Source organism: Sphingobacterium chuzhouense (assembly GCF_014692525.1).
Classification (GTDB): domain Bacteria; phylum Bacteroidota; class Bacteroidia; order Sphingobacteriales; family Sphingobacteriaceae; genus Sphingobacterium; species Sphingobacterium chuzhouense.
Genome location: NZ_JACNYL010000005.1, coordinates 147,399 through 165,491, shown reverse-complemented (window position 1 = coordinate 165,491; position 18,093 = coordinate 147,399). Strand labels below are relative to the sequence as shown.

19 protein-coding genes are annotated in these 18,093 nt (G+C 40.4%); 6 read left to right on the top strand and 13 right to left on the bottom strand.

The window, feature by feature from the left end:
• Positions 1-135: 135 nt before the first annotated feature.
• Positions 136-618 carry a cation:proton antiporter regulatory subunit gene (locus tag H8B21_RS18410; protein ID WP_190315314.1) on the top strand — a complete coding sequence of 161 codons (483 nt, stop codon included), beginning with the start codon at positions 136-138 and terminating at the stop codon, positions 616-618.
• Between the two features lie 9 nt (positions 619-627).
• Positions 628-1,878, top strand: a complete 1,251-nt coding sequence (locus H8B21_RS18405) for a cation:proton antiporter (RefSeq protein WP_190315313.1) — start codon at positions 628-630, stop codon at positions 1,876-1,878.
• Here the strand turns inward: H8B21_RS18405 and H8B21_RS18400 are convergent.
• A complete protein-coding gene (locus H8B21_RS18400; protein WP_223815136.1) occupies positions 1,875-2,207 on the bottom strand; it encodes a metal-sulfur cluster assembly factor in 333 nt (110 codons plus the stop codon). The genes H8B21_RS18405 and H8B21_RS18400 overlap by 4 nt on opposite strands.
• Complete coding sequence (locus H8B21_RS18395; RefSeq protein ID WP_190315312.1) at positions 2,204-3,406, bottom strand: glycosyltransferase; 1,203 nt, start codon at positions 3,404-3,406, stop codon at positions 2,204-2,206. Before H8B21_RS18395 ends, H8B21_RS18400 begins: the two co-directional genes overlap by 4 nt.
• 33 nt (positions 3,407-3,439) lie before the next feature.
• Here H8B21_RS18395 and H8B21_RS18390 point away from each other — a divergent pair, with 33 nt between their 5' ends.
• Together H8B21_RS18390 and H8B21_RS18385 are read left to right on the top strand one after the other, a co-directional pair.
• Positions 3,440-4,417: a polyprenyl synthetase family protein gene (locus H8B21_RS18390; RefSeq protein WP_190315311.1), complete on the top strand. Its 978-nt coding sequence runs from the start codon at positions 3,440-3,442 to the stop codon at positions 4,415-4,417.
• 88 nt (positions 4,418-4,505) lie between these two features.
• Positions 4,506-5,288 carry an amidohydrolase gene (locus H8B21_RS18385; protein ID WP_190315423.1) on the top strand — a complete coding sequence of 261 codons (783 nt, stop codon included), beginning with the start codon at positions 4,506-4,508 and terminating at the stop codon, positions 5,286-5,288.
• On the opposite strand, the gene H8B21_RS18380 is transcribed toward H8B21_RS18385, so the two are convergent.
• Complete coding sequence (locus tag H8B21_RS18380; RefSeq protein ID WP_190315310.1) at positions 5,282-5,677, bottom strand: hypothetical protein; 396 nt, start codon at positions 5,675-5,677, stop codon at positions 5,282-5,284. The two genes, H8B21_RS18385 and H8B21_RS18380, sit on opposite strands and share 7 nt — an antisense overlap.
• A 120-nt stretch (positions 5,678-5,797) precedes the next feature.
• Between H8B21_RS18380 and H8B21_RS18375 the strand changes: the two genes are divergently transcribed.
• Positions 5,798-6,238 carry a MarR family winged helix-turn-helix transcriptional regulator gene (locus H8B21_RS18375; RefSeq protein ID WP_223815135.1) on the top strand — a complete coding sequence of 147 codons (441 nt, stop codon included), beginning with the start codon at positions 5,798-5,800 and terminating at the stop codon, positions 6,236-6,238.
• Positions 6,239-6,270: 32 nt separating this feature from the next.
• Here the strand turns inward: H8B21_RS18375 and H8B21_RS18370 are convergent, their stop codons facing one another.
• The 4 genes from H8B21_RS18370 to H8B21_RS18355 all read right to left on the bottom strand — a co-directional run bounded on the left by H8B21_RS18370 (position 6,271) and on the right by H8B21_RS18355 (position 11,746).
• Positions 6,271-7,821, bottom strand: a complete 1,551-nt coding sequence (locus H8B21_RS18370; RefSeq protein WP_190315308.1) for an FMN-binding glutamate synthase family protein — start codon at positions 7,819-7,821, stop codon at positions 6,271-6,273.
• 169 nt (positions 7,822-7,990) lie between these two features.
• The gene (locus H8B21_RS18365) at positions 7,991-8,755 is read right to left on the bottom strand and encodes a Rossmann-like and DUF2520 domain-containing protein (RefSeq protein ID WP_190315307.1); all 765 of its coding nucleotides are present in this window, start codon (positions 8,753-8,755) and stop codon (positions 7,991-7,993) included.
• Positions 8,755-11,232, bottom strand: a complete 2,478-nt coding sequence (gene ccsA / locus H8B21_RS18360) for a cytochrome c biogenesis protein CcsA (RefSeq protein WP_190315306.1) — start codon at positions 11,230-11,232, stop codon at positions 8,755-8,757. Before ccsA ends, H8B21_RS18365 begins: the two co-directional genes overlap by 1 nt.
• Before the next feature lie 88 nt (positions 11,233-11,320).
• Entirely contained in the window at positions 11,321-11,746 is a 426-nt protein-coding gene (locus tag H8B21_RS18355) for a cytochrome c maturation protein CcmE domain-containing protein (RefSeq protein WP_190315305.1), read from the bottom strand.
• A 141-nt stretch (positions 11,747-11,887) separates the two neighbouring features.
• Here H8B21_RS18355 and mnmD point away from each other — a divergent pair, with 141 nt between their 5' ends.
• On the top strand, positions 11,888-12,562 hold the full coding sequence (mnmD, locus tag H8B21_RS18350) for a tRNA (5-methylaminomethyl-2-thiouridine)(34)-methyltransferase MnmD (RefSeq protein ID WP_190315304.1): 675 nt from the start codon (positions 11,888-11,890) through the stop codon (positions 12,560-12,562).
• A 53-nt stretch (positions 12,563-12,615) separates the two neighbouring features.
• On the opposite strand, the gene H8B21_RS18345 is transcribed toward mnmD, so the two are convergent.
• The 6 genes from H8B21_RS18345 to pyrH form a co-directional block, all read right to left on the bottom strand.
• On the bottom strand, positions 12,616-13,116 hold the full coding sequence (locus H8B21_RS18345) for an FKBP-type peptidyl-prolyl cis-trans isomerase (RefSeq protein WP_190315303.1): 501 nt from the start codon (positions 13,114-13,116) through the stop codon (positions 12,616-12,618).
• 5 nt (positions 13,117-13,121) lie between these two features.
• Positions 13,122-15,149 carry a thioredoxin domain-containing protein gene (locus tag H8B21_RS18340; RefSeq protein WP_190315302.1) on the bottom strand — a complete coding sequence of 676 codons (2,028 nt, stop codon included), beginning with the start codon at positions 15,147-15,149 and terminating at the stop codon, positions 13,122-13,124.
• 5 nt (positions 15,150-15,154) lie between these two features.
• Positions 15,155-15,658, bottom strand: coding sequence for a SixA phosphatase family protein (locus H8B21_RS18335; protein WP_190315301.1), 504 nt, complete (start codon positions 15,656-15,658; stop codon positions 15,155-15,157).
• Positions 15,659-15,670: 12 nt separating this feature from the next.
• Positions 15,671-16,645: a sugar phosphate isomerase/epimerase family protein gene (locus tag H8B21_RS18330; RefSeq protein WP_190315300.1), complete on the bottom strand. Its 975-nt coding sequence runs from the start codon at positions 16,643-16,645 to the stop codon at positions 15,671-15,673.
• 113 nt (positions 16,646-16,758) lie between these two features.
• Complete coding sequence (gene frr / locus H8B21_RS18325; RefSeq protein ID WP_190315299.1) at positions 16,759-17,322, bottom strand: ribosome recycling factor; 564 nt, start codon at positions 17,320-17,322, stop codon at positions 16,759-16,761.
• Positions 17,323-17,348: 26 nt separating this feature from the next.
• Positions 17,349-18,053: a UMP kinase gene (gene pyrH / locus H8B21_RS18320; protein ID WP_190315298.1), complete on the bottom strand. Its 705-nt coding sequence runs from the start codon at positions 18,051-18,053 to the stop codon at positions 17,349-17,351.
• Positions 18,054-18,093: the final 40 nt, after the last annotated feature.

The following is an 18,093-nucleotide window of genomic DNA, read 5'->3' as shown; positions in this document are numbered from 1 at the left end:
GCTATACAGGAGATAGGATCCTTTTTATGGGCTTTTTGTTGAAAGCTTTTCAGGACTCTCTAAATATTTTTGCTAGTTTTGCTTGAGACAAGTGTTCTAAGAAAGAATACGAACGTTGTATTTAATTTTTTTGCTATGTCGATAGTTAGAGAAAGCGACTTGATTGGTATAGGTAAAAAGTACCAAATTGAGACGGAAGCCGGTGACCACATGGTGGTCGTTATCCACGACGACGGTAAACGCGAACTTTATCGTTCGGAAGGAGACGACAGTGAGACGCACTGCGTTATGACACTTTCTGATGAAGAATCCCGCCAGGTAGCGGGTATTATTGGGGGGTTGTCTTATAAGCCCAAAGCATTGGAAACCATGGAATTGGCATTGGACGATTTGCGGATTGAATGGTATAAAGTAGGCGCTCCTAGTGATGGTGTTAACAAGAGTATCGGAGAATTGGGGGTTCGACAGCGTACGGGGGCATCGATTATTGCTGCTATCAAAGAAGAAGACACCATCATTAATCCCGGTCCGGATTATGTGATTACACCAGGAACTACATTGGTAGTGGCCGGGAAAAAGGCGAATATTAAACAATTGAAAGAAATCCTAACATCCTAATTTAACCCTATGCTATCACATACCCTAGTATTAGAAGTTGGTATCGCCGTACTGTTGGTCGCTATTGTTGGCTTGTTAGCTAACAAGTTGCGATTTTCGGTAATACCATTTTTTATAATAATCGGTATGGTAGTTGGACAACACGCCCCCCAATTTGGACATATTGACCTTACGTTTACAGAGAGTAAACCTTTTATAGATTTCATGGGGCGGTTAGGCGTGCTTTTCCTCTTGTTTTATCTGGGATTGGAGTTTTCTGTAGGAAGGTTAATGCGATCTGGGAAATCCATTGTTACGGGGGGGATGATTTATGTCTTTCTCAATTTTATCTCGGGTGTATTAATTGGCTGGCTCATGGATCTTCCCTTTAAGGAAATGATGGTTTTATGTGGAGTCATGACCAGTTCGTCCACCGCAATTGTTGCCAAAGTGCTGACGGATTTAAAACGGACAGCGAATCCTGAAACAGAGATTATTATGGGGATGATTATGTTTGATGACCTTTTTATCGCCATGCATATCTCTTTCCTCTCGGGATTGATTCTGACAGGGGGAACTTCTTTCTGGTCGGTATTGGGAACATCCTTGCTGGCACTAGGCTTCATTCTGACGTTTTTGATATTAGGAAGGAAGCTTGTTCCTGCCATTGACCGGCTTTTACAGGACAAATCACCCGAACTGTTCATCTTGATCATATTCAGTCTGTTATTTATCATTGCCGGATTTTCAGAAACGATACATGTTGCGGAGGCCATTGGAGCATTGATGGCCGGATTGGTGTTCGCTGATTCCCGCTATATTAAGAAGATTGAAGGAGTGATCGCTCCCTATCGCGATTTCTTCGGTGCGATGTTCTTTTTTAGTTTCGGGTTGTCCATTGATATGTACACTTTAGGAGGAGCTATAGGCTGGGCAGCATTGGCTGCGGCTATTACGATCATTTGCAATGTGGCATCGGGTTATTTCGCTGCCAGATTTTCGGGTAGAAAACCCAAAGCTTCATTTGATATCGGTTTTACTCTTTCAGCAAGAGGAGAATTCTCCATTATTATGGCAAATATTGGAAAAGCGGGAGGTTTGCTCCCTATTCTTCAGTCCTTTGTTGTTGTCTATGTGCTTATTTTATCCATCGTATCTCCCCTGTTGACAAAAGAATCACGTACATTATGGGCTGCGCTGTTCGGAAAAGACGCTGCTCCTTTGAAACAGAAAAAGACATTAGAGCAACTGGAAGAATCAGCAGGGACGTCTTCCTCCTAAAGAAGTCCCAGCTCTAGCTTCGCTTCCTCAGTCATCATGTCTTTTGTCCAAGGTGGGTCGAACGTAAGTTCTACAAGAGCTTCTCTAATACCTGGAACAGCTGCTACTTTTCTCTGTACTTCTTCCATGATCTCACCTGCAACAGGACATCCCGGAGCAGTCAATGTCATGACGATCTTGGCTATACCGTCTTCTTTTGTTATGATCTCGTATACCAGCCCTAAATCAACGATATTCGCCGGTTTAAGCTCGGGATCGTATACTGTCTCCAGTTGTTCCTGTATTGCAGTCGCTAGGTTCAACTTATCCATGATAATAATGTTGCTCATTGTTTTCCTCCTTGTTGTTGGATTGCTTCTTCGTATATTGCAATCAATTTGTCCATATTCTTTTGGAGCGTATAGTGCTTTTGGTATTCCGCTACGCAGTTTTCCCGAATTTGTTGTTTGGTGGCCTCATCGAGACTTATCCATTTAATTACTGTGCTCTCTATACCCCTTAGATAATTGGGAAGAAAATGCATCCCTGTATACAAAGGTAATACCATTTTTTTTAAAACACCAATCTTACTTGCCAGCACGGGGGTTCCCTGCGCGTAGGCTTCGATGATGGTTAAGGGCATCCCTTCGTAGCACACCGAAGGAACAATTAGGGCATTGGCATTCTCCATGGCCGTCTGCAATATCCCCGATGGTTGATGCCCAAAATAGTGTATATGTTCGAAGCGTTCAGCAAAACGCTCAACCACATCTTGTTGTGGCCCAGAACCATAAATGGATAAGGAGAAAGGGAGGTTGGCAAAGGCGCGCAGTAACGGAACAATTCCTTTTTCTTCTGACAGCCTTCCAATATATAAAAAGCCCTCTCCTCCTATAGTGCGTTTTGGCGTCACGTTTACACTGTTTGGCCGGACAACAAATTTATCTTCTGCTACGGGAAAGGTAGATCCTAGGAAAAGCGATTTTGCAAAGTCAGAAAGGACGATGAATTTTGCTACCTTGTTCCACGTGCCCAACTTCCGGTGCACCCAATAGGTGAAAGCGGTCAAGAAAGTTTTTGCAAGGGAATCGTTTAATACGCGCATACGAACGGCTGTCCACGGAAAATCCTGCTGTATACTTGGGGTAAATATCTCACCCTGATAAAACAAACTTGCTGAAGGACATAGTAAACGAAAATTGTGTAATGTCATTACGATGGGCACCCCTAATTTGTGTATACTACGAATGCACCAAGGACCTATAGCATAGTGCAGATTGTGAATGTGTACAATATCCGGTTTAAAATCAAGGATAGCCTGTCTAATTTTTCGGCTTATAGTCAGATTAAAAGGATAGCTCATAAACTGCGTGATTCCTTTTTTATCTTTTTGGTTTCGACATGTAAATGTTCTCACCTCATGTTCTGTCGAAAGAGCTTCTACTTCTTTATAGAAGACAGCATCTTCGCCTCCTGCATGTTGGTAAAAATTGTGTACGACGAAAATACGCATAGGACATCGGGTTTCTACAAAGATAGTATTTCCCATTTTATCCTTATCTTCGCATATCATTTTTTAGCTATGTTCCAAGAGTTAGTACACACAAAAGCTTTTCAGAGTTATTTAGAAAAAGTAGATTTTCCTCCGGTTCCCCAATATTTATATGATCCGATTCGCTACATATTGTCTTTATCAGGGAAGCGGATACGCCCGTTATTGGTATTGATGGGTGCAGAGCTTTTTGATGAATCCATTATAGAGCAAGCACTGCCCGCAAGTGCTGCGATAGAATTTTTTCACAATTTTTCTTTAATTCATGATGATATCATGGATGTCGCTCCTTTACGAAGAGGTAAGCCCACAGTACATCAAAAATGGAATGGCAATGTGGCTATACTGTCGGGTGATGCACTGCTGATCAAAGCTTATCAGGAACTAGCGAAATGTCCCACAGATAAAATCCCTGCTTTGTTGCGTCTTTTTAATGCTACATCATTGGAGGTTTGTGAAGGACAGCAATATGATATGGATTTTGAAGGAAGGGCTTCTGTAACTGAATCGGAATATATTGACATGATACGGCTGAAAACATCTGTATTGCTCGGTTGTGCTCTACAAATGGGAGCTATTATTGCAGGGGCAGATGATCGATCACAAAAGCTACTTTACGATTTTGGCGTAAATCTAGGGATTGCTTTTCAATTGCAAGACGATATATTGGATGTATATGGAAATCCCAAAAGTTTTGGTAAGCAGGTAGGGGGGGACATCTTGTCGAATAAAAAGACAATTCTTTTTGTAAAGCTGCAAGAACTTATTTCCCTGGCAGACCAAAAAGAACTAACGTATCTATTAGGGCAAACCATCGATGTTGAACCGGGAAAAGTAGATAAAATGATGGACTTATACGCTAAATATGATATTCAGACGTTAGCTATATATCAGAAAGAAAAATTTACGACTATTGCTTACGAAAAACTCTCGGCGATTCAGATACCATCAGACAAAAAGCAGGCTCTTTTTTCTCTGGCAGACGCGCTGATGTATCGCGTACGTTAGAGGTTTGCTTTAAAAATTGATAAAACTCTAGTTTTTTAGTAATTTGTCGAACATCATAAACAAAAATATTAAGTTGCACATGGCAGATATGGAACCGGTTAAAATAACGATATTTCAAGCATACTTGTTTTGGGAGAACGTAGAGAAAAATTTAAATAATTTATCACTACGCCTATCTGCATTGAAGGAAAAAACAGATCTTATTTTGTTGCCAGAAATGTTTAATACCGGCTTCACCATTAATGTTGAGAAATGTGCAGAGAAGATGGATGGGCCGACGATGCATTGGATGTATGATCATGCCAAAGCTTATAACTGCGTTGTTGCAGGGACGCTAATCATCGAAGAAAATGGTCATTATTACAACCGTTTTGTGTGGATGTCTCCAGATGGTAGTTTTGTACATTATGACAAACGCCATTTATTTGGAATGGCTGAAGAAAATAAAGTTTTTACCCCCGGAAATTCCCGTATTATTTTAAATCTCAAAGGCTGGCGGGTGTGTCCTATGATATGTTATGATCTGCGATTCCCTGTTTGGTCTCGGAATTTAGGGAACTCTTACGATCTATTAGTATATACCGCTTGCTGGCCAGATAAAAGGTCTGCACATTGGCGAGCGCTTATCCCAGCGCGTGCTATTGAAAATCAAGCTTATGTAATCGGTGTAAACCGTGTAGGATATGACGGCAATGAAATTTACTATTCAGGAGGCTCGATGTGTATTTCCCCGAATGGAGATGTTGTCTACTATAAACCTGAAGACGAAGATTTATATACTTTTACTTTAAATCCCGCTGATTTGATTAAATCCCGAGAGCAGTTTCCGTTCTTGGCGGATGCAGATGATTTTTCAATAAAAAACTATTGATAAGGCCTATTCAATATAGCCGATTGGATAACCGCTTCGCGTAAGTCAAAAGGTATTGCATTGTCTTTTTCTTCTATTTGGGGTTCGACTTTCGTGGGTATCTTCTTCATATGGTTTGTATCCGCTAACCTTTTCTCCCTTGTTTTTCTCACTTCTTCCGGCATATCGCGCGTACGCTCGGTTTTTTTCGGAGGAACCGGAATAGGAATCGACATCGTCGGTTCGATAACAGTACGTTGTGATTGCTGCTCGGATGGGGTAGGAGGTGTTGGTGGTGGAGGAGTCTGTGGCATCCGTCGACGTGCTTTCTCTTGTTCTTTCTGATATTCAGAATAGATTTTGTAAATCACGCCCCCTATAATCAACAATGCAGGCAAAAAGTTCTCCATAAGGGTAAATTTAATTAAAAATTTAGAAAAAAATGATGAAATATTAGATTTTATTTGCATCGTATTTAGTTTTTTGGTTTGTTTGTATATACAATTATTCTAACCCTAATGTTATCCAATATGAATGGCAATTTTGAAGATACGGACGATTTTTTTTCTTTTCTGACAGGAAAAGCCTATGCGGCGTTGGGAAGACGGCTGCAACGAAATCTAAAAGAAGAAGGAGTATGTATTACCTCGGAACAATGGTCTCTTCTATATTATTTATGGATTGAAGAAGGACGAACCCAACAAGAACTTGCTTGTTTAACCTTTCGCGATAAACCGAGTGTATCTCGCTTAATTAATAATTTAGAAAAGCTTAAATTAGTAATTCGTGTTAATGATAAAGATGATAAACGTACAAATCTCATTTTTTTGACAAAACAAGGTAGACAAATGAAGGAAACTTGTTTACGTCAGGCAAAAAGAACAATCAACCAGGCTTTGGAAGGCGTAGCTAGAGAAGATATGGTAAGGGCGCGCAACACACTGGACGTTTTATATAGTAATTTGTCGTGATTCGTGAAGATGTAAAGTAGTAAAGCAGTATATTAGATTTCCTGGGGTTCAAAAGCGCTATGGCTATTGACCAGCTTACCGGTGTCTTTAAAGTAAATCTCTTGAAAACTTAAAGTGGTTACACTATCAACTTTGCGGAAAAATTTATCTGCGGAAACGTCGTCTAATTTTTTGAATCCACAAGCTTCCATAATTTCTACTGTAGCACGCAAGGTATTACGGTGAAACTGCGCAACCCGTATATATTTGTCTTCTACATCAAGCGCTTTGTATAAATGAGGTCGTTGTGTAGCAACGCCAACAGGGCAAACGTCCTCGTTACATTTTAATGCTTGGATGCAACCTAATGCAAACATCATTCCTCTTGCGCTATAGCAGGCATCTGCACCCAAAGCAATTACTTTCAATAGGTCAAAGCCGGTAACAATGCGACCCGAAACGATTAATTTTATATGTTTCTTTAAACCGAATTTGATAAGGGTAGTCGTCACAAAAGACAAGGCGTCGTATAAAGGCATACCTAAATTGTCCGTAAATTCCAGTGGCGCGGCACCCGTTCCTCCCTCCGAACCATCAACAGAAATAAAGTCGGGAAATATTTGTGTGGTTAACATCGCGTGACAGATGTCAATAAACTCTTGTTTGTCGCCTACGCACAATTTAAAACCTACGGGTTTGTAGCCCGATAGCTCCCGCAACTGTTGGATGAAATGTATCATACCTTCAGGAGAATTAAAGGCACTATGTGCTGGAGGCGACATCACATCTGTCCCAGGGATGACATGGCGAATAGCTGCTACTTCGGGCGTATTTTTTGCTGCGGGTAATATTCCTCCATGACCCGGTTTCGCTCCTTGCGATAATTTTAATTCGATCATCTTCACATAAGGACGTGTTGCCTTTTCTGCAAATAGCTCTGGATCAAACATGCCCATTTCATTACGGCAACCGAAATATCCCGTACCAACTTGCCAAATCAAATCGGCTCCATTGATGTGATAAGGGCTGATGCCTCCTTCTCCCGTATTATGAGCAAAATTTTGTAAAGCTGCTCCTTTATTAAGCGCCGTAATAGCTGTTTTGCTTAGCGCGCCGTAACTCATTGCGGAGATATTAAACACGCTTAGGCTATAGGGTTGTTTACAGAAATGGTTGCCAACGGTTGTCCGTAAATCGTGGTTTTCGATATGACAAGGAAAAACAGAATGGGCAACCCACTCATTTCCTATGGCTTGTGGATCGGATTGCATCCCGAAAGCTACCGTTTCCCGTTCATTTTTAGAACGTTGATAGACAATAGAGCGCTGTCTGCGGTTAAACGGGCGTCCGTCAGTATCAGATTCCCAAAAATATTGTCGCATCTCCGGACGGATACTTTCAAAGAAAAACCTGAAATAGCCTAAAATAGGATAGTTGCGTAAAATTGCGTGTTTGCTTTGATAGCTATTATAAAAAGCCAGTACCATCAATGGAAAGGGAATGATAAGTAACCAAAACCAGCGTGGCGTGAAAATGATGCCAAAAGAGAGAATGACGAGATTGATGACAACTATCGTTAATAGAATGAGTTTTCTAACTGCCATAACTTTATATGATATATTTTACGTTGCGTAACTACCTTATGACTAGCAAACTGCGAGCCATTAATTACCATGATCTAAGGGTTGCATGCAAAATTAGGAAGTTATTGGATGAAAGCGAAAAAAGAAGCAGGTTTGCGAAAGATTTATTTGTTTGGTAATATTTCTCAGTTTAGCACTTATTTCTAGTGATTTCTTCGGTTAGTTGTTGATATATTTTAAGCCAATGCGGGGTTTTCATAAGAAATTGTAAATGCTTTTGGATAGTTTCCATATCTCCTCGTGCAGAAGGTCCGGTTTGTATAGCTTTTGGAATCTGATTTTGCACTTTCTGCGCTGTTTCAAGAATAATAGGCTTTAGTAAATCAAAAGGCAAATTCTGTTCTTCTACGATATCATAAGCTATTTGGTAAAGTACGTTGCTGAAATTATTGGCAAATACCGCTGCTATGTGCAATGCTAGACGCTGTGTACTATTACATAAGAAAGATCCCACGGAGATATTTTGCATCATCTGAAGAAGACGGTCAGTGGTATCGGTATTGCTACCCTCTATCCCAAAAGGGATGTTTTCTAAAGGAGTAGGAACATCTTTACGGAGACTTTGTACTGGATAAATGATGCCGTGTAAAGGGAAGTGTGCTAAAATATTGATATCCGTTGCACCTGAGCAATGTACGACTATCCCCTTCAGGTCTTTGGGAAGTTGGTCGACTATCTCTTGTATGGCTTGATCAGCGACCGCGATAAAATATAAATCAGCCTTATCGGTGATATTTTCGATTGTATCTACCGCTTCGGCGTTTAAAACCGAAGCCAATGCAATCGCACTGGCCCTATTTCTGCTATACACCTGTAAAATCTGATGTCCAAGGGTATGAAATGCTTTTCCCATATGAGTAGCAACATTTCCACTTCCTAATATAACAACAGTCATTATGCAGGATTTTGTTTAGATATCTTTGCATCTTTTAGGCGACGATAGATAGCCATGATGAAACCAATAGTCATAATAATGGTACCGGCCCAAAAGAAATTGATATAAGGGAACTTAATCGCTTTAAAGACAATCCATTTTTTCTCTGGCAACGGTTTTTGATACAACATGATTTCCAATTTATCCTCCTTTGGTAAAATATTGGTGAAACGGAAACGGAGTCCTTGGTCGGTAACATCCTTATTAAAATCGTAGCTATGCCCATCCTTAATCAAAAAAATTGGTTCTACGTTGTATTCCTTTTCGTCGGCTGCAACAACCTTAATCTTCAACCCTACGATAATGTCTCCTTCTCCTTTAGGGATATTATTTAATGTGGCCTCTCTATTGATCCCCTCAATAACATAAAAACCATTTCTATACCGGAGAGTATCACCAATACTAACCTGATAAGTAGCCGGCTCATCATAATCTTCATATCCTGTTTGCTCCTCCGAAGGAATATTTTCTGCTTGTACTTGTGATTCCGCAGCTGCTGCGGTGATCAAGGTGTAAATATCGTGTGTAAGATAATGGCGGGTATCGGGCGTACCAATTAGCCCTCCCATCTCAGGGTTATGTTGTGCAAACGGGCGCAGCATAAAAGATTCCTTGACATTTCCTGTCTCCTCGTCAATACGTTCATATAATATTTTGTAATACACATTCGGAGGAGCGACGCTGTCACCTACGTAGGTGATCCGGTAATCACCCATTTGTTTTGGTTCTCCCTCTGTCAGGAACAGATTTTCACCTGGATCTGAAAATTTGTCGCCTTCCTGACCAAAGTTCTGTACCTGAATATAACGACTTTCGTTGATAGAGATAACCTCGTTGGTTGCCGCAGCAATAAGGGCTCCCAAAAGTAAAAGAGCGAATCCGATATGTGCAACAGCAGATCCGGCCAACCGCCATTTACCTTTCAAAGCATCGCCCAAAACACGCATATTCGCCAACAGGCAGAATATACAGGTTAAAGTCAGCAAGATATACATTACATTGGTGTATGTCTTTGTGAAATAGACGATTATAGCACTGAGTATAACTGCAAATAGAAAAGACGCAAAAGTGGATACCCAGAATTTTTTCGGATTGGTTTTTTTGTATTTTAAAAACTGTGTAAAAGCTGTCACGAGCATGATGACCACCGCAAATGCACCCTGCCATTTATTATAGTGTGGAATTGGATCTACAGGAGGGGCTACTTTTGTACCAAACAGCGTATTAAATACCGGGATAGAAGTGGTCGCTATCATCTGTATACAGGCTACAGTAAGCACTAGGCCTCCAATAAACATCCAAAATTCACGCGAGTAAATGTCTTCTTCTTGTTTAGAGGACGGCATTTCTTTGTTCCGCCAGATGAGCATCACAATCATCAATACCAAAAAAGTAAGATTGAAAATAATGAGTTGGCCAGACATCCCTAAGCTCGTAAACGAGTGGACTGAAGTTTCCCCTAATATTCCGCTCCTAGTGAGATAGGAAGCATATATGACGAGTACAAAACTGATCATCGTCAAGAAGGTGGCGGTAAAGAAACCATGTCCGGAATTACGATAGGCAAGTATCACATGGACAGCCGCGATAAGTGTGAGCCAGGGGATAATCGATACATTTTCTACCGGATCCCACGCCCAAAAACCACCGAAATTCAGTGCTTCATACGCCCAGAAAGATCCCATGATAATCCCTGCGCCCAAAATCATAACAGCAAAAAGTGCCCAGGGCAAACCAGGTTTCATCCAATCTTTATAACGTTTAAGCCAAAGGCCGGCCGCCGCATATGCAAAAGGGACAACCATAGAAGCAAAGCCAAGAAATAGGGTAGGAGGATGGATTACCATCCAGTAATTCTGCAATAGTGGATTTAGTCCGCGTCCGTCTCCAATCATATTTAAATAATCTGGTCGACTAAAGACAGGGCCTTGCATGGCGTCCCGCAGTAAGATGAACGGTGAGCTACCGATGCGCGAACCGAATATTTCGATGCCAATTAGCATAGAACCTAAGAATACTTGACACAGCATAACGAATGTCATAACTGGTGCTTCCCAGTTTTTAGCCTTAAGCACGAGGATCGTGCCTAATACTACTTGCCAGAACATCCAGAGCCAGAAACTTCCTTCCTGCCCTTCCCAAAAAGAAGAAATAATATAGTGTGTGGGAAGCGACTTTGAAGAATGCGCCCAAACATAATGGTATTCAAAATAATGGTTATAGATGAGATAGAACAGAATAGTTCCGATAGCAACAACGGATATCAAATTGGCCCAAAATCCAATTCTACCAAGTGTTTTCCAAGATTTAACTTCGGGTTCACGTGTAGCAAAGAAATAGCTGATAAGAGAAAAAAGGGCTGCGCCAAAGGAAAGAATCACAAAAAATTGTCCAATTTTTCCCGGTAAAAGATGTTCTCCAACGTAGTTAACGTCCATTATTCAAAGTAAAAGTAAAAATTATCTAAAAAGATGCACCACCAACTGATGGAGCAGTTTATCAGGGCTTAAAAAATAACTAATAAGGCTATTTTACGCTCAAAAATGCCGTTGCAGGCGCTACACTTGTTTCGATGACTTCTACCTCATCTTCATTATATTTTGATGGACATTTCATCAATATCTTGCTGGCATGAAACACATCGCCCTCCATTTTACCAGTCAATACGATTTGTTCCGATCGTTCGATATCTTGTGGCTTAGAGCCCCTAAATACAACTTGGCATTCCGTACTATCGTTGTCGTACATGTAGAAAGAAAAATGATTGGCGTCCTTGATGGGATCGTAATGTAACTCCTTCTCTTTATTCAGTACGCCAACGACATAAAGCTCTGTTTTTTTCTCCCTTGCTTCCGTAAAAGTAGAATACGTACTCGAGTCTGTATAAATAACAACAATCATCGCGATAGCTATAGCAATGATAACAATTAATATGATGGAACTTTTCTTCATATTGCACTATCTCTAAATGAAATACAAAATTACAAAATGCTTTTGCAAGATGGGAATTTGTCAAACTTTGTAAACTATTTAGAATTATTCTATACAATTCCTCTGCATTTTATAAATAAATTTGTAAAAATAAACTTTGCTATGCAATTTGTCATAACAGACGACGGTTCGTCTACTTTATATCACCCCGAAGTTGGAGAACATTATCACTCTAAGCATGGTGCTTTACAAGAAAGTCAGCATGTTTTTTTGCGATCGGGACTGCAGTTTTTCTTGCAAAAGGAGGAACCGGCTGATGTTGCTATATTGGAAGTGGGATTCGGTACGGGGTTGAATTTTCTATTGACGGCCGATTATATTGATAGCCAAGGTATAAGTTTACAATATGTCGGTATTGAGGCATATCCACTTAGCGAAGAAATCATTTTAAAAACCGGATATGAAAACTTTGTAAAGCAAAAAATCTGGTCAAGCTTTCAGCATCACTATAAACAAGCGCAGGCACAAGAAATTACTTTTACAGATTCTATTAGCTTGTTTATTGCACATGAAAAGGTGTTAAATTTCCAAGCCGGAAGTGTAAGAAAATTTGATGTTATTTACTTCGATGCTTTTGCAGCTATACATCAGCCTGAGATGTGGACCGTAGAAACCTTAGCACATGTGTGTTCCTTTTTAAGGCTGGGAGGAGTATTTGTTACCTATGCTATTACCGGAAATCTGAAGCGCGCAATGAAAGCTTTAGGGTTTTCTATTGAGAAAGCACCAGGTGCGCCGGGTAAACGAGAAATGTTGAGGGCTATAAAAGAAAAATGATAAAGGAACAAAGACAAGGATTATCCTTGTTCTTTGTTCCTAATTTTGAGTTCTTAATGGCCTGACTCGCCGTCGATGCCATGTGCGTGGCCATGTGCCAATTCCTCTTCGGTAGCGGGGCGCACAGCTAAAATCTCGACATCAAAGTTCAGTGTTTTACCAGCCATAGGGTGGTTCAAATCAGCTACTACCGCTTCTGGCGTAACCTCAACGACGACTGCACGGAACTGATTGCCTTCATTATCTTGTAAAGGTAAAACCTCACCAACTGGAGGAAGACCTGTTTCTTTAAACATATCAGCAGGTAGTTGTGCTATTGCACGGTCGTCTTTTTCACCGTAGGCGTCATTTGGCTCTAACGTAAACGAAGTCTTGTCACCGATGTTTAATCCAGCTATATTTTCTTCAAATTTGGGTAGCATCATGCCTACTCCATATAGAAAAGTCAAAGGGTTTTCAGTTGTGGTTTCTTCTACAAATGCTTTCTCTCCGTTTGCTTCCACGGTGTGAAGCTTGTAATTCAATGCAACGACATTGTTGTTTTCTATTGCCATTTTGTTTAATTTATTTGGGACGAATCCCTGTTATTATGTATTAATGTTAGTAGTGCAGCCACCGAATTTTGAGGTAAACTACATGCTCTATTCTTGCAAAGGTAGGATTTTGATTCCATACCCGCTTTATCTTTTAACAACGGTAGATTACTTTTTGTTCCTCCCAAGGTTATTTTATTTGGAATATAATGCTTGTCTAGCTGTTTTCTCCAAGTGATTGCTTCCGTGCCGGTAAGTGCGATCTCGTTGTTTCCGTACACATGTTCCAAAAGTTGGATAGCCCAGTTGGAATAGGCCGATCCATACTGTTTGATATGTGGGAAAACATTGGCAAATACTTGGTCAGCAATGGATATATAGCTTTCTTTATCCAATAGCTCACCTAATCGATAGAGCATCCGCACGATGGCCGAGGAAGATGCCGGAATAACATTATCCATAATTTCGCTTTTGCGGGCAATCAGTTCTTCCGCACTGTGGGCAGTATAAAAAAATGTCTTATCTTCCGCATCATAAAACAGCTCTATTGCCTTCTCAGCTAAACTATGGGCTTCGTGTAACCAATCTTCTTCAAATGTGGCTTCATAGAGTGCTATAAAACCTTCTATTGTAAAAGCATAGTCATCCAAAAAACCATAAATCTGCCGGTTGTGATCTGCCGGTTGATGGAGTAAGCTATCTTCAGAAAAACAATACTGTTTAATGAAATTTGCAGTTTGGACGGCGAGGTCGAGATACTGCTGTTTATCGAATGCACGATATGAATCTACGAGTCCTTTCAAAAATAGTGCGTTCCAAGAGGTTAGTTGTTTGTGATCCAATCCCGGTCTTATTCGTTTTTCGCGATAGGCTAGAAGTTTTCCTTTTATTTCGCGTAAATACGTTTCCCAATCATCTTGGGAGAATCCACTTTCTCGAGCCATTTTATCTCCATCGATAGCACAATATAGTACATTGGTACCTTCTTCGTGCCAATTTCCAGTCTTCGTTGCATGAAAATAATCGATAAAAAGGGGAGCGTCTTCACCTAGTACGTTTTCGAGTTCTTCTTGATAAAAGGTATAGAATTTTCCTTCGACTCCCTCGCTGTCCGCATCCAAGGCGGCATAGAAACCACCGTTTTCCGCGAGCATTTCTCGTGCCGCCCAATCGACGGTTTCCTCTATAATTCTTTCATATAATCGAGTAGGGCGTTGTTGATAAGCTTCGCTGTATAAAGAAATAAGTTGTCCGTTGTCGTATAGCATTTTCTCAAAATGAGGGACATGCCATAGGCCATCTACTGAATAGCGGGCAAATCCTCCACCAATTTGATCATAAATACCTCCATTTGCTATTTTGTGTAAGGTAAAGTGTACATGTTCTAGTATAGGTTGATCTTTCGCAAGCACCGCATAGCGAAGGAAAAACAACCAGTTATTCGGTAGGGGGAATTTCGGCTCTCTACTGTAGCCTCCGTTTATCGTGTCAAATTGTGCTTTCCACGGAGTCACGATATCGTGCACATCAGCCTTAGTATACGCCTCAGGGACAGAAGCGATAGGAATTCTCTCTGCTTGATTTATACCGTTTGACAGGCGTTTGGCATAATCGACGGCCATTTCAGGTGTTTCTTCCCACATTTGTGCGATCTGTAATAATACCTGTTGCCAATCATGTGGTCTAAAATAAGTGCCTCCATATATAGGGCGGCCATCGGGTAGGCAGATACAGTTCAAGGGCCAACCTCCGGCATTGGTCATCAATTGCACGGCAATCATGTAGATCTGGTCGATGTCCGGACGTTCTTCCCGATCGATTTTAATAGGTACGTAGAAAGTGTTCATTGTCTGCGCAATAGCTTCATTTTCGAAGCTTTCACGCTCCATGACATGGCACCAATGGCAGGCAGAATAACCGATACTAACGATAATAAGCTTGTTCTCGTCTCTGGCCTTCTGTAAGGCTTCTTCTCCCCAAGGCATCCAATTGACGGGATTATGTGCATGTTGTTTTAGATAAGGGGAGTTTTCGTATTGGAGTTTGTTGGCCATGTTTTTCAGTCATTTTCTGTAATGATTTTTTTTAATGATGCTGTATTTGCTGACAATAACGAATAATCTATCCCCTCTTCCAATTCCAAATATGCTGTATGCGCTGTTTTAAGATTCACAAAACGGTCGGTGACATATCCAACAAGATCGGAAACTCCGGGATTATGCCCAAATAGCAATACATAATCATAAGATGCCGGTACATCGTTTAAAAGTTTCATTAGAAAAAGATAATGCGCTTCGTAAACTTTTGGCTCCCAAACAATGCGTTCCTCCGGGTAACCTAAGATATCGCAAAAAATCTTTGCTGTTTGCATTGCGCGGTTAGCTGTTGAGGAAATAACGAGCGTTTTTTCATCCATAGCCGGCAACTGTGCTTTTAGCTTTTGGGTAATAAGTTCAGCGCGATTAGTTCCTTTGGGAAGCAAATCTCTGTCGAAGTCGTCTTTACCGAAAATAGGTAATTCAGCCTTTGCATGCCGAATAATAAAAAGCGATTTCTGTTTCATATTCAACTCTTCTTATTTTGCTAAACTCTTCTTAACATAATCGTAGCTTTTCTTTATGCTTTCGAACTTATTTGGCATATAGATTTCATCTTGCTCCACAAATGCATATTTTAACCCTGATTTATCTGCTTCAGCGGCAATTTTAATAAAATCTATGGCACCTGTTCCGACTTCGGCAAATTTCACTTCCTTCATTATATCTGTAAAATCAGCTTTGTCATATTTCTCACCTACAACAGGTTGTGTAAACTGCCTATCCATATCCTTGATGTGCCATAGCGGGAAGCGTCCAGGATATTTTTCGAAATAAGATTGGGGGCTAAAACCTGCCTTTTCTATCCAGAAAAGATCCAGTTCAAAATCAACTAATTCCGGTTCTGTAAAAGCGATGAGTATATCCAACCCTTTTGTGCCGTTGCCAAATTGCCGTAATTCCCAGAAGTGATTGTGATAACCGACTTTAATCCCCGCTTTTTTAGCCATCTCACCTGCTTTGTTAAGCTGATCGGCCGCATATTGATAATCCTCTACTTTTAAGTTATTGAGGTCATCCATCGGCGTGATAGGAGCGATAATATAAGATTGTCCTAATTGGTGAGCAATTTCTATATATTTTTCAATATTTTCATGGTCTGTGAGTTGCCTATTAAGGTATTTGGACATGTCATAGTGACCGCTGTGTGTTTTAAGGTTATTATCGTCCAATACCTTTTTCAATTCTGAAATAGAGATGTTCCAATAGGTTTCAGTACTAGTGTCTACGCCAAAGGTTTCCACATGTTTATATCCTATTTTAGCAACGGTATTTATTGTTTTTATAGGATCTTCATTCACTAAATCGCGAATGGAATATAGCTGAAGACCTAAATTATGAAAAGGGCTATTTCCTGATCTATCGTCTTGACATGAGAATAAGTATGGACTCAGAAAAGCAGCGGATAAACCCAAACCTGCCTGCTGTAAAAATCTTCTTCTATTACTTTGCATACTTTAATTTCTTTAAAAATCGGTAATCCGAGATGAAAGTTAGGTAAAAAATACGAAAAAAGGATTCTATTTTTTTTAGAATCCTTTTTGTTTGAGCTTAGAGAAATATAAATCTAAACAGTCATTATATCTTTTTCTTTCAATTCAGCAAGCTGGTCGACCTTAGCGATAAAAGAATCCGTTAGCTTCTGTACTTCGCCTTCGCCCACTTTAGTCTCATCTTCCGAAATTCCTTCACCTTTTAGTTTCTTAATGGATTCGTTCGCGTCTTTGCGAATATTCCGTATAGCCACGCGACCTTTCTCGGCTTCTTCTTTTACCTTTTTTACCAAATCACGACGGCGTTCTTCTGTCAACGGAGGTACCGCTAAACGTATAATAGCACCATCGTTTTGCGGATTTAATCCGATATTCGAATCTACAATAGCTTTTTCGATAGTGCTGATTAAATTCTTTTCCCAAGGTTGGATAACAATAGTCCGGGCATCGGTAGTATTGATATTACTTACTTGAGAAAGAGGTGTCATACTGTCGTAGTAGTCTATCGAGATTCCATCCAACATAGCGGGAGAAGCCTTACCCGCCCTGATTTTAGTCAGTTCAGATTCCGTATGTGATATGGCCTTACCCATATTCTCTTTACAATCTTCTAATTCTAAGGATATCAGTTCATTCATATCTTTATGTGTTTCTTTGTAATAAATTAACTAACAACTGTACCGATATGGTCTCCATTGGCTAGTTTCTTTAGATTCCCGGGTTTGTTCATGTCGAAGACGATGATAGGAAGGTTGTTCTCTTGGCATAATGTAAATGCCGTCATATCCATCACATTTAATCCCTTCTCATAAACCTCGTGAAAAGAAATCTTGTCGTAACGTTGAGCAGACGCATCTTTTTCCGGATCAGCTGTATATATACCATCTACGCGCGTGCCTTTAAGTACAGCATCTGCATTGATTTCGATAGCGCGTAAAGACGCTGCTGTATCGGTTGTAAAATAAGGGTTGCCTGTACCGGCACCGAAAATAACGATTCGCCCCTTTTCAAGGTGTCGCACGGCACGTCTACGGATAAAAGGTTCACAGATCTGTTCCATTTTAATCGCTGTCAGTAAACGGGTTTTTAAACCGACTTTTTCTAACGCATCTTGTAATGCCATACTGTTAATGACGGTTGCCAACATACCCATATAGTCAGCTTGTACCCGATCCATCCCAGCTTTTTCTGCACTTAATCCCCGGTGGATATTGCCTCCACCGATAACAATGGCAATTTCTAAACCTTGGCTATGAATTTCTTTAATGTCGTTTGCATATTGCATCACCCGATTGATGTCGATGCCATAACTTTGTTCGCCCATTAAGGCTTCTCCGCTGAGTTTGAGTAGGATACGTTTATATTTCATGATCGTTTTTTGGAATATTTCCAAAAGCCAAAGATAAAAC